Here is a 12,527-nt window from a genome sequence, read left to right on the forward strand (position 1 = left end):
GTTGTCGCCGGGGCTGGACCCTTGGCATGTCAGTTCGCAACAAGTCGCATCGGAAGCACCACGCGCATGCGGGCACCGGAAATAATAAACCGGCAGCGCGGGCCAAGGCACGTCGTTCGTTTCGCTTCCGTGATGCGCTGAAAGCGCTCGGGCCGGGCCTGATCACCGGCGCGTCCGACGACGATCCGTCGGGAATCGGCACCTATAGCCAGGCCGGCGCACAGCTCGGTTACGGCATCGGCTGGACCATGCTGCTGACGTTTCCGCTGATGGCGGCGATCCAGGAAATCTCCGCGCGAGTCGGCCGCGTCACCGGCCATGGAATCGCGGGCAACGTGAGCCGGCATTATTCGCCATGGCTGCTCAACGTGGTGGTGGCGATGCTGTTCATCGCCAATACGATCAACATCGGCGCCGATCTCGGCGCCATGGCGGACGCCACCAAACTGCTAATCGGTGGCCATAGCATCTTCTATGTATTGGTGTTCGGCGTGACCTCGGTCGCGGCGCAGATCTTCCTCGACTACAAACGTTACGTGTCGGTGTTGAAATGGCTAACGCTCAGCCTATTCGCCTACGTTGCCGCGCTCGCTTTTGCAAAAGTTTCGTGGAGCGACGCGCTTGCCGGCATTCTCATTCCGCGCCCGGCCTGGAGCCTGGAATATTTTACAACCATCGTCGCGATTCTTGGCACCACGATCTCGCCGTATCTGTTCTTCTGGCAAGCCTCGCAGGAAGCCGAGGACCAGCGCGTCGACAAGGCGAAGCGGCCGCTGGTCGAAAAGCATTACGGCGCGCAGCAGGAATTCAATCGTATTCGCGCCGACACCATCGTCGGTATGGCGTTCTCCAACCTGATCGCATTGTCGATCATCGTAACCGCCGCGGCGACGCTGCATGCGGCCGGAAAGACGGATATCCAGAGCTCGGCGGACGCCGCCGAAGCCCTGCGTCCGATCGCCGGCGCGTTCGCTGAAACGATTTTTGCGCTCGGCATCGTCGGCACCGGATTGCTGGCAATTCCGGTGCTCGCCGGCGCCGCCGCCTATGCCGTCGGGGAGGGACGGCGATGGCCGGTCGGGCTCGCGCGCAAGCCCAAGGCCGCCGCCGCGTTCTACGCGGTGCTGGCGCTCTCGGCTGGCATAGGCATCGCGTTGAACTTCACGCCGATCAACCCGATCTCGGCGCTGTATTGGAGCGCGGTCATCAACGGCGTGCTCGCCGTGCCGGTGATGGTGCTGCTGATGCTCATGGCCCGCCGCAGGGACGTGATGGACCGCTACGTCATCAAGGGTCCACTCTATTGGCTGGGATGGCTGTCCACCGCGGCGATGCTGCTCAGCGTCGTCGCGATGGGGATGGGGTTTTTTGCCGGGAAGTCGTGATCGTGTCCCGGACGCGGTGCAACGCAAAGCGGTGCACCGCAGAGAGGGACCCATCCGCGATGGACCCCGGACCAGCAGCGCATCACTTCGTGCTGCGCAGCATCCGGGGAACGCCCCTCAATCTTTCCGGAACACGATCGATGCCATCCATCCCGTCATCAGCGCCATGAACGCAGTGACGAGCCCATAGACAAACCCGTTCTGGCGCGCGGTTGTCGCGACGAACTGTTCAAAGCCGACTTTCACGATTTCAAACGCCGTGTCGGTCTTGGCCACCAGCGCGCCTTCGGCGAACAGCTTGATCTCTACATTGTAGAGACCGATCGGCACTTCCGCAGGCAGCGGAATGCCGGTGCGGAACAGCGTCGGCGTCAGGAACGTCACCGCCGAGGTCTCCTCGCGATAGAGGCCGTGCTGCTTGCGCAGCCGCACGAAGGCGCTGCGGAACGCATCGTCCGGCACGACGTCGGCATAGTCGGGCCCGACGCGCTGGGTGAGCAGCACGTTGTTCAGCCCGAGCTGCTGCCGCCGCTGCACCTCGGGCGAGGCGATGGCGTCGAACGGGCGGTTGGAAAACAGCGCCAGGTAGGTCGGCACCTGGAGGAACTGCCGGGAGTCGGTGTTGATCCAGATCCCGAACCGGCGCTCCTTGCGGCGCGTCACCATGTCGGCGCGCGGGCCGGCAACCGTTACCACGAGATCGTAGCTGCGATTGGCCGGCGTGGTGGCGTCCTTCTCGACCGAACCGAACAGCACCAGCTCCTCGCCGGAATAGTTCGGCGTCACGGTGACGCGATGGTTCGATACCGAAACGATTAGGCGTTCGGCCCGAACCGGCGACGCCGCGAGCACCGCGGCCAGCGCAAGCCATCCGAGCGTGCGGGCGAGGCGTGCGGTCATCCCGTCACTCCTGTTTCCCGCACGGTGAAGAGATCCTCGGGCCGGATCACCAGTTCAACGGCGAAACGAATGCCCACGGCGAGAACCAGTAGCCCGAGCAGCAGCCGCAAATGTTCGCCGCGGATTTTCTGCCCCGCGCGGGCACCGAACTGGGCGCCGGTGACGCCGCCGACCATCAGGATCAGCGCCAGCACCGCATCGACCAGATGATTGGTGACCGCATGCAACATGGTGGCGAACACCATCGTGACCAGGGTGAGCACCATCGAGGTACCGATCACGGTCGAGGTCGGCACCCGCAGCACATAGATCAACAGCGGCACCAGGATGAAACCGCCGCCGATCCCCATCACGGCACCGATGAAGCCAATGGCCAGGCCGATCACGACGACCGGAATGACGGACAGATAGATTTTCGAGCGCTTGAAGCGCATCTTCAACGGCAGGCCATGAATCCAGACATGGCTGCCCGGGCGGCGCGTGGTGACCGGACCGCCGCGGCGGGCCCTGAGCAGCGCCCGCAGGCCTTCCCAGAACATCAGGGCGCCGACGGTGGTCAGCAGGATCACGTAAGACGTCGCGATCATGAGATCGAGCTGACCGAGCGAGCGCAGCAGCGTGAAGGTCCAGACCCCCAGCGCCGTGCCCAAACTGCCGCCGCTCAGCAGCACCACCGCCAGGACCGGATCGATGGCGCGCCGCCGCCAGTAGGAGATCGCGCCGGAGAACGAGGACGCCGCGATGTGACTGGCGACCGAGGCGACCGCGACCGCGGGTGCAATGCCGACGAAGATCAACAGCGGCGTCATCAGGAAGCCGCCGCCGATCCCGAACATGCCGGAGACGAACCCGACCGCCGCGCCCATCGCCAGGATGAGGAAAACGTTGACCGGAATGTCGGCGATCGGGAGGTAGAGCTGCACGCGCGTCTGCTTTTGTCGCTTTGCCGCAAGAGACGGCCGAGGGGCCGCTCAGGGCATGGTTTGTCTTGTATTTGCCGGCAGTGGGAAATCCGGTTCGCGCATGCACCTTTGCGTGCGCAGGGCCGGTTCCCGCGCCTTTGCATAACTGAATTCGGCAGCGTGAGGGACTAAAAATGCCCGGCAAGGCAAATTTTTGCCGTACGCGCGCGTGTCTCAGCACGTTGAAACGCTGTTACAAATCCGAAAAAGCCAGTCGGTTCGTGGGGCCGGCACTCGGCCGCTCAGGGCGTTCCGAGCGGGTCGGTGACGAGGTTCATCGCCAGCGCCTGCTTGGGGCTGAGCCAGCGAATGTCCCTGGTCTCGGACATCGCTTCCACGATCGAGGATGAGACCCCCATTTTGGTCATGTAGCCCAACACCGCGCCCGATATCCGCTGGGCCTCTGCGACGGGATCGCCCAAGGGCCTGGTCGTGACAAACCGATGAACGCCCAATGCCGAGCCCAATACGCCGAAGCGGGTCTTGCCTCCGGCATAGGCCAGCACGCAGGCGCTGGCGCAGTAACCGGGCTTGATGCGGCCCGCAGCGTCGGCGCTGCCGACAGCGGTTGCTAGCCCCCGCGATCGGATGATCTCGCCCATGATCACCGCCTGGTTCAAATCACCGCCGGGGGAAGCCAACAGGACGATGTCACCGGGGGCGAGGTTGGCCTGGTCCAGCCTGCCGCGAAACCAGCTCGCCGCGGCGGGGCCGATCGTGCCGCTGACGAACAGGGCGCGGCGCCCCTGGCTCGAACCGTCGAGGTGGAGCGTATCGATCACCTGGGATGTCAGGCTTGGCGAGACGTACTGGTCCTTCCAGTAGTGCCAGGCCTCTGGTTGCGACAGATCCCGGTAGGCGCGAATGCAGACGCCGGCAACCAGCAGGATGAAGATCGCCACCGTCCAAAACTGCCATTGGCGCCGGGGTGGCTGAGGCGGTGGCGCCGGTGCCTGACCGGGCGGGAGGCGCGGTGGCGCAACCGCAGGGCCCGTCGGCGAGCGGCGGAGGCGATTTTCCCCGTTCTGGCTGTCGTCGGCCGACAATCGATCCTCTTTGCAACCCGGATCCGTTCAGGATCAGGCTGACCAGAAGCACTAATACGAATTTATGGCCGAGGATATGGCGGCGATGCCGGCGGCAAGCGCTTAGAGCGTTTTCGAGCGAATTGGACACCGGTTCGCGTCAAGAAAACGGGTCAAAACAAAAACCTAGAGCCCCGGTTCTGATTCAATCAGAACCGAAATGGCTCTAGTGAGCGGCGGCAGTGCGCTTGGTCGCAACCGGTTTGGCGGCGGGCTTGCCCGTGGCAGGTGCGGGGGCCGAATCCCAGCCGCCGGCGGGTGACGCTACGTTTACGGCCTCGTCGGGCTGCGGCTCGACGGTGAAGGTCTGGATCGCAAGCTTGGCCGCTGCCAGCGACTGGGCGTCGAGGCGTTTGGCAACGTCGTCGCGCTTGCGGCCGGCATCCGCATCGCCCTGGGCGGCTGCGAGGCTGAACCATTTGAAGGATTCGGCGAGGTTCTGTTCGACACCGATGCCGCGGGCATAAAGGATGCCGAGGTTGAACTGGCTGTCGGCGACGCCGCGATCGGCGGCTTTGCGGAACCAGATCGACGCGCTCTTGTAATTGGCACCCTTGCCGCCGCCATCGGCGTCGAGCACGGCCAGGTTATGCATCGCCTTGGCGCTGCCGCGCTCGGCCGCCTGCAGATAGTAACGCCGCGCGATATCCAGGTCCTTTTTTACACTCATGCCCTTCTCGTAGAAGGTGCCGAGCCGAAACAGCGCGGGCACCACGCCGGCCTGCGCCGCGCGGTCGTACCATTTTGCGGCCTCGTCGAGGTTCGGGGCGACGCCCTTGCCTTCGGCAAAGCGCACGCCGACCTCGTAAGCCGCGGCCGGATCGCCCTTCAGCGCGGCGGCGCGCAGCACCGGGCCGCCGATAGCATCAGGCAACCGCTCACTCGGCGGCACCGCGATCATCGCAAGCTTGCCGCCGGCGGCCGGCATGGCCTGGATCGCGCCGGTGATATCGCTGGCCGTAACCGGAGATGCCGTGGCCTGCGGCGGAGCTGCGACCCGCGCGCTATCCAGCGTGTTCGGTGCGGAAGAATTGTTCGATTGCTTCTCGACCGGCGTCGGCGAGATCATCGAGGGCGCCTGCGGCGCAGGGATTGCGGGTGCGGGCCTGGCGCTGCTCTCCGAGGGTGCGGGGGCCTGCGCCGGTGGGGCCGGCTCTCTAGGCTGCTCCGTCATCGGCAGTTGCAGCACGCTGCCGGTATCCAGCAGCGTCATCACCATCTTGAAAGTGCCGAGCACGATCACGACCACGCTCGCGCCCACCAGCAGCGAGCGGACCTTGGAGGAAATGTTCGAGGCGTTCTTGTCGCCAGCCTTGGCCTTGTCGCCGCCCTTGTCCTTCGATACGGCCTTCGCAGCCGAACGTCCGGCTTTCTCGGGCGGGGGCGCGGCGGCCGCGGCCTGCGCGGCGCGGCGCGCGGCAGCAATGAAGCTCGATGAGCTGACCGGCTCCTTCGGTGCGGAAGCAATCTCGCTGATCGCGTTTTCGGAAGCGGCGATCCGTTCCGATGGCGAAGCGACGCGCGGCGGCGGCCGCGTGCCGGGCTCGAGCGGGTGATCCGGCGGCAATTCCGGCGCGATCGCGGTGCGCGGTGCGGCCGCATGCGGCTCCAGGATTTCGCTGATCGCGCGCGGTGGTAGCGGCGGCGCAACCGGCGCGGCCGGCTGCACGGCGTGGAATTCGCGCGGCGCGGCAGCAAAGGGCTCCGGAGCATTCCCCTGCAGCGCGGCAGGGTTGGGCAATTCCGGTTTCGTTTGCTGCGGATAGGTCATCAACGGCGTGGTCGGGCGGAGCGCTTCCTCGCGCGTTTCGGCCGTTGCAGGCGGAGCGGCTGAGGTCGCCGGCGCACCGCGAACCCCGCGCAGATCGCCTTCGATCATCGACAGGCGATCGACCACATGGCCCAGCGTGTTGTGAACGGTCTCCAGCGAGTCCTGCGTGCGGCGGTCGGTTTCCGACTGGCTGAAGCGGATATCGGATAATTCGCGCTTGACCAGATCGACGATGCCGGAGTCCGCCGGCTGCGATGCACCGCCGGAATTGCGGTTGGATTCGGCCAGCGCGACCAGGCTGGCGTGCTGGCGTTCGAGAGAGCGCAGAATGTCGTGCAGGCCTTCCTCGACCCGTCCGAGGTCGATGGCGGGTGCGGCGGCGGAACGATCGTTGGAGGCTTCCAGGCGCTCCAGGAGATACGAGACGCGCTGTTCGAGATGGGCAAATGCCGACGCATTGTCGTCGCCGGCCGGAATGCGGTCGAGCCGCTCCGATAACAAGCGCAGCGCGTTTTCGACATATTCCGAATTCTCGCTTGCGGCCGGCGGCTGCCGGGATTCCAGCGTCGAGGTCAGCGCGGCCAGGCGCTGTTCAAGCATACCGAAGGCATCGCTGTTGCCGTCAAAGCGGGAAAGCTGGTCGACCTTGGCCGACAGCGCGTGCACGTCCTCGGCGAGCCGGGCCAGTGCGTCGTTGGAGGCGATGTTGGAGACGATCCCGCGCAGCGCCGCGATCGCGCTTTCGAGTTGTTGCACCGTCGACGGATCGTCGTTCGAGCGCAGGATCAGATCGAGCTTGGCGCCGAGATTGTGGATCGCCTCGTCATAGCCGGTGAGCTGCTCGGCCGGCGTCAGCGAGCGCAACGCTTCGCGGATTTCGCCGAGCGCGCGCTCGATGTTGGCCAGCATCTGGCCGTCGGTGCCGTTATGGCGGCTATCATCGATGCGGCGGGACAGCGAGCGGATTTCGTTCTCGAGCGATTCGATCTCCCGGCGTGGCACCGCCTCGGTAATGGCCTGACGGATTTCCGCAAGCTCGCTGCGGAACGCCGCAATCGACTGTTCGATATGATCGGGACGTTGCAGCGCCTCGATCTGGCTCGTGATCTTGATCAGGTGCCGTTCGAGCGAAGAAAAGTCCGGCCCCGCAGGCGCGGCATGCTGCGCAGATTTGGGCTGCACAGAATGGGGCTGGGCGGCCGAGGCCGTCGGCGCGGCATTGCGCGGCGGCATCTGGCGCGGCGGTGGAGTATCGAGTTCGTTCTGGCGCGCGGCGATTTCGGCGATCGCAAAATCCATCGAGGCCGGGCTGAGCGGCGGCGCCGGGCGATAGACCTGGGCCGCGGCACGCTCGACCAAATCGGTCTGACGCTGCCTTTCCTGCATCTGGGCCTGGCGCGCCGGCACGGGATTCGAAATCTGCGACAGCCGCGCGTCGAGGCGCGAAATGGCCTCGTTGAGCTGGCGGGCCACCGTCGGCTCGCCATGAGCGGCTTCGCCGCGGGCTGCCGGCCGCGAAATCTGCTCGATCTGTTTGGTGATCGAATCCAGCCGCTGGTGAATGTCAGCCACGTCGGGGATCTGCCGGCCCGGCGTCGCCGGCCGCTGACTGGAAGGCACGCCGAAACTGGGCGGGGTCGGTTCGCCGATGGTGGAATTCAGCCATTCGTTCAGCGACATGCCGGCGCGGCGCGCAGCCGCCTCGGCTCTGTCGCGGACCGATGGATCGATGCCGTCAACACTCCACGATACGCGCGAATTCATGCTCTCGTCCGGTTCCGCTACGGCGCCCCACCCGCGCCATCAGCCTCCCCGCGCGTCCCACTGAAGAGACAATCGTATTTTCGCGCGGGTCGCCTGCCTCGGAACCGACTTTTCCGCGTTACGGTAAAGAAGGGGTTAAGGAATGGGGCGGTCGGCCCCAAAAGTTACCGGCCGGCCAAATCGGCGTTAGCCGTTGGTTTCGCGCTTGACGTCTTCGATCGGCACGACGTTCGTCCGCTCCGCGCCGGAAGACAGGGCCGACAATGCCCCGATCGCCTCTTCGCACCATTCGGCCACGGCGCGCTCGTGGGCGAGGCCAATGCGAAGTCCCAGCAATTTGCCGACATCCGCCGGCGGCGCCGTGCCGTCAGGGAATCGCTTGTTGAGCAGGCGTTCGTAGCGGGCGAAGCGGTCGCGGTGGTGCTCCAGCCGCGCCATCAGGTCGGTGCGGAGCGGTTCGATGTCGACACTGTCCAGTGCGTAGAGCCGCACCAAGAGATCGTCCTTGATCGAGGCCGGAACGCTCGGCCGCGCGGCCCAGTGCCGAAGCGCAGCGCGGCCCTCCGGTGTGAGGGTATAGACCAGCTTGTTCGGCTTGCCGGATTGCACCACCTCGCGGCCCTGGATGTGGCCGCGGTCGCGAAGCTTTGTAAGTTCCCGGTAGATCTGCTGGTGGTCGGCCTTCCAGAAAAACCCGATCGAGTTGTCGAACGTCTTGGCGAGTTCATAGCCCGTCATCGGACGTTCGGTCAGACAGGCAAGGATCGCGTCACCAAGCGCCAAGCGCCGGCCTCCAGCTTTCATGTGAATTGACATTATGCATAAAGTTGCATATGCGTCAACGCGCATAAGCTCCGGAGAAACCCATTCACCGGCAGCAGCCCGTCTCGCGCGCATAGGAGACATGATGACCATGAGCGGCCTCGACAAGTGGTACGGCTACATGAAGTCCCATGACACGGCGGCGTTATGGGATCTGTTGCACCCGGACGCGGTGTTTGAAAGCCCTGTCGTTCATACGCCGCAGCGCGGGCGCGATATTACCTTCAAATATCTGGCGAGCGCCGCGAAGGTGCTGGGCGGTCCCGGCTTCAAATACACAGGCGAATGGCGCAGCCCGAACGGCGCGGTCCTCGAATTCGAAAACGAGATCGAGGGCATCAAGATCAACGGCGTCGACATCATCACGTTCAGCGATGACGGTAAGATCACGCACTTCAAGGTGATGGTGCGTCCGCTGAAGGCAATCAATCTGCTGCACCGCTTGATGGGGGAACAACTCGCCAAGCAGTGACAAGGGGCGAGAGATCAAGGCCGCCACCATCCCCGGCGCCGTCTATGTCGCAATGGCTGTCGGGATATTTGCTGGCCTGATCACTCCCTAGGACATCGCGAACCGGATAAGGTCGCTTTCCGGAACGCCGCACAGTTTTACGTCAAGCGCCGCCGCCAGTTTTCAAGCCTGCCCTGCCGGGAGAACATCATGCCGATCTACAAAGCCCCCGTGGAAGACGTCACCTTCCTGCTCAACGACGTGTTCCAGATCGACCGCTACGATAATCTGCCCGGTTTCACCGACGCCTCCGCCGATGTGCGCGAGGCGATTTTGGGCGAGGCCGCAAAACTCTCCGAAGAGGTGCTGCAGCCGCTCAACCGTGTCGGCGATCTCGAAGGCTGCAAGCGGCATGACGACGGCTCGGTGACGACGCCGAAGGGATTCAAGGAAGCCTTCAAGCAGGTGGCCGAAGGCGGCTGGCTCGGTCTGTCGGCGCCGGCGGAATATGGCGGGCAGGGGCTGCCGGTGACGCTGAGCCAGGTGGTCACCGAATTCCAGAGCGCGGCCAATATGGCGTTCTCGATGTATGGCGGCCTGACCATGGGCGCGACGGCTGCGCTTCTGGTGCACGGCAAGCCCGAACAGAAGAAGATGTTCGTGCCGAAGATGGTGGCGGGTCAGTGGACCGGCACCATGAACCTCACCGAGCCGCAATGCGGCACGGATCTCGGCCTGTTGCGCAGCAAGGCGGTGAAGCAGGCCGACGGCAGCTACAAGATTACGGGCACCAAGATATTCATCTCGTCCGGCGAGCATGACCTCGCCGAGAACATCATCCATCTGGTGCTGGCGCGCATCGAAGGCGCTCCCGCCGGCATCAAGGGCGTGTCGCTGTTCGTGGTGCCGAAATTCCTCGTCAACGCCGACGGTTCGCTCGGGCAGCGTAACGGCGTGTCCTGCGGCTCGATCGAGCACAAGATGGGCATCCACGGCAATTCGACCTGTGTGATGAATTACGACAACGCCACCGGCTGGCTGATCGGCGAAGAGAACAAGGGCATGCAGGGCATGTTCGTGATGATGAACGAGGCCCGCCTCGGCGTCGCCGTGCAGGGTCTCGCGCAGTCCGAAGTCGCCTATCAAAACGCCGTCGCCTATGCGCGCGAGCGCCTGCAGGGCCGCTCCCTCACGGGCGCCAAGGAGCCTGAGAAACCGGCCGACCCGATCATCGTGCACCCTGATGTTCGCCGCGTGCTGCTCACCATCCGCGCCTTCAACGAGGCGGCGCGCGCCATGGTGGTGTGGACCGCGTTGAAGAGCGACGTCGCCCACCGCTCTTCCGATCCGAAGGATCGAGAGGCCGCCGACGACCATATGGGTCTGATGACCCCGGTCATGAAGGGCGTGATGACCGACGTCGGCTTCTCCAACTCGGTGCTGGCGCAGCAGATGTATGGCGGCCACGGTTACATCGCCGAGCACGGCATGGAGCAGTTCGTTCGCGACGCGCGCATCGCCATGCTCTATGAGGGCGCCAACGGCATCCAGGCGCTCGACCTGGTCGGCCGCAAGCTGCCGCGGAATGGCGGCCGCGCCGTGATGGCGTTCTTTGCCGAGGTCGCAGGCTTTGCCAAGGAGCACGGCGGCAATGAGGCGATGAAGCCGTTCGTCGCGCCGCTCTCGACCGCGCTCGGCCATCTGCAGCAGGCCACCGGCTGGCTGATGCAGAACGCGCTGACCAAACCCGACAATGCCGGTGCCGCCGCCACCGACTACATGCAATTGTTCGGCCTCGTCGCCTTCGGCTACATGTGGGCGCGGATGGCGAAGGTGGCGCAGGACAAGATTGCGGCTGATGACGCCACGCCCTATCTGACGACCAAACTGGTGACCGGCCGCTTCTTCATGGAGCGGATGCTACCGGAAACTCACGTCCACCTTGCCCGCATTCAGTCCGGTTGTGCGACCACCATGGAATTGGCGGCGGAAGCCTTCTGATTTTTTCGCCGTTTCCCGTTCGATCTGCCTATAATATTATGATCCTCATACCAGGAGGGCGTCATGCCTAAGGCATATATCTACGATCACGTTCGCACCCCGCGCGGCCGCGGCAAGCCCGATGGCGCGCTGCACGAGGTCACGGCGCTGGCGCTTGCCACCGTGCCACTGCAGGCGCTGAAGGAGCGCAACAACCTCGCTGAAGACGTCGTCGACGACGTCATTCTCGGCGTGGTCGATCCGGTCGGCGAAGCCGGCAGCGACATCGCGCGCTTCGCGGCGTTGAAGGCGGGCCTCGGCGAAAGCGTCCCCGGCGTGCAGATCAGCCGGTTCTGCGCCTCCGGCCTCGACGCCGTGAATTTTGCCGCCGCCCAGATCATGGCCGGCCAGCATGAACTCGTGATCGGCGGCGGCGCCGAATCGATGAGCCGCGTCGGCATCGGCGCGTCCGGCGGCGCCTGGCCGATGGACCCGTCGATGGCGGTGCCGGCCTATTTCATGCCGCAGGGCGTCTCGGCCGATTTGATTGCGACGAAATACGGCTTTTCGCGCGACGACGTCGACGCCTATGCCGTGCAGAGCCAGCAGCGCGCCGCCAAGGCCTGGGACGAGGGTCGCTTCAACAAGTCCGTGGTTCCGGTGAAGGACGTCAACGGCCTCACCATCCTCGCCAAGGATGAGCACATGCGCCCGACCACGACCATGCAGTCGCTGGCGCAACTGCAGCCGTCGTTCACCGTCGTCGGGCAGATGGGGGGCTTCGATGCGGTCGCGATCCAGTCGCACCCCGAAATCGAACGCGTCAATTACGTCCACCATGCCGGCAACTCTTCCGGCATCGTCGATGGCGCCGGCGCGGTGCTGCTCGGCAGCAAGGAAGTGGGCGCGAAACACGGCCTGAAGCCGCGCGCAAAAATCCGTGCCTTCGCCAATATCGGCTCGGAGCCCGCGATGATGCTGACCGGCCCGGTCGACGTCACCGAGAAGCTGTTCGAGCGTTCCGGTATGAAGAAGTCGGACATCGACCTGTTCGAGCTCAACGAGGCCTTTGCTTCGGTGGTGCTGCGCTACATGCAGGCGTTCGAGATCGATAATGCGAAGATCAACGTCAATGGCGGCGCGATTGCGCTCGGTCATCCGCTCGGCGCGACGGGCGCCATGATCCTCGGCACCGTACTCGACGAGTTGGAGCGCACCAACAAATCGACCGCGCTGGTGACGTTGTGCATCGGCGGCGGCATGGGGACCGCCACGATCATCGAACGGGTGTAACTGCCGTAGGGTGGGCAAAGGCGCTCTTGCGCCGTGCCCACCATTACATACTCCGCAAGGACTGGTGGGCACGCTTCGCTTTGCCCACCCTACGAGATCACAGACACAACCGCC

Annotated in this window: 9 protein-coding genes; 4 read left to right on the top strand and 5 right to left on the bottom strand. The window is 64.7% G+C overall.

Annotated elements, in window-relative coordinates; genetic code table 11:
• The first annotated feature begins 26 nt into the window (after positions 1–26).
• Positions 27–1,385 (top strand): NRAMP family divalent metal transporter, encoded by a 1,359-nt coding sequence (locus tag KJQ96_RS04730; protein WP_213285551.1) that lies wholly within the window; start codon positions 27–29, stop codon positions 1,383–1,385.
• A gap of 117 nt (positions 1,386–1,502) precedes the next feature.
• On the opposite strand, the gene KJQ96_RS04735 is transcribed toward KJQ96_RS04730, so the two are convergent.
• The 5 genes from KJQ96_RS04735 to KJQ96_RS04755 all read right to left on the bottom strand — a co-directional run bounded on the left by KJQ96_RS04735 (position 1,503) and on the right by KJQ96_RS04755 (position 8,650).
• A complete protein-coding gene (locus tag KJQ96_RS04735) occupies positions 1,503–2,285 on the bottom strand; it encodes a TIGR02186 family protein (protein ID WP_213285552.1) in 783 nt (260 codons plus the stop codon).
• On the bottom strand, positions 2,282–3,208 hold the full coding sequence (locus tag KJQ96_RS04740) for a sulfite exporter TauE/SafE family protein (RefSeq protein ID WP_213285553.1): 927 nt from the start codon (positions 3,206–3,208) through the stop codon (positions 2,282–2,284). Before KJQ96_RS04740 ends, KJQ96_RS04735 begins: the two co-directional genes overlap by 4 nt.
• A gap of 281 nt (positions 3,209–3,489) precedes the next feature.
• Positions 3,490–4,149, bottom strand: a complete 660-nt coding sequence (locus KJQ96_RS04745; protein WP_309142366.1) for a hypothetical protein — start codon at positions 4,147–4,149, stop codon at positions 3,490–3,492.
• 349 nt (positions 4,150–4,498) lie between these two features.
• Positions 4,499–7,867, bottom strand: a complete 3,369-nt coding sequence (locus KJQ96_RS04750; RefSeq protein ID WP_213285555.1) for a tetratricopeptide repeat protein — start codon at positions 7,865–7,867, stop codon at positions 4,499–4,501.
• A 186-nt stretch (positions 7,868–8,053) separates the two neighbouring features.
• Positions 8,054–8,650 carry a PadR family transcriptional regulator gene (locus KJQ96_RS04755; protein WP_213285556.1) on the bottom strand — a complete coding sequence of 199 codons (597 nt, stop codon included), beginning with the start codon at positions 8,648–8,650 and terminating at the stop codon, positions 8,054–8,056.
• A 124-nt stretch (positions 8,651–8,774) separates the two neighbouring features.
• Between KJQ96_RS04755 and KJQ96_RS04760 the strand changes: the two genes are divergently transcribed.
• From KJQ96_RS04760 to KJQ96_RS04770, 3 genes are all read left to right on the top strand, one after another.
• Complete coding sequence (locus tag KJQ96_RS04760; protein WP_213285557.1) at positions 8,775–9,161, top strand: nuclear transport factor 2 family protein; 387 nt, start codon at positions 8,775–8,777, stop codon at positions 9,159–9,161.
• Between the two features lie 189 nt (positions 9,162–9,350).
• Positions 9,351–11,141, top strand: a complete 1,791-nt coding sequence (locus KJQ96_RS04765) for an acyl-CoA dehydrogenase C-terminal domain-containing protein (protein WP_213285558.1) — start codon at positions 9,351–9,353, stop codon at positions 11,139–11,141.
• A 63-nt stretch (positions 11,142–11,204) separates the two neighbouring features.
• Complete coding sequence (locus KJQ96_RS04770; RefSeq protein ID WP_213285559.1) at positions 11,205–12,413, top strand: acetyl-CoA C-acetyltransferase; 1,209 nt, start codon at positions 11,205–11,207, stop codon at positions 12,411–12,413.
• The last annotated feature ends 114 nt before the right edge of the window (positions 12,414–12,527 follow it).

It is taken from the genome of Bradyrhizobium sp. sGM-13, from assembly GCF_018398875.1.
In the GTDB taxonomy this organism is placed as follows: Bacteria; Pseudomonadota; Alphaproteobacteria; order Rhizobiales; family Xanthobacteraceae; genus Bradyrhizobium.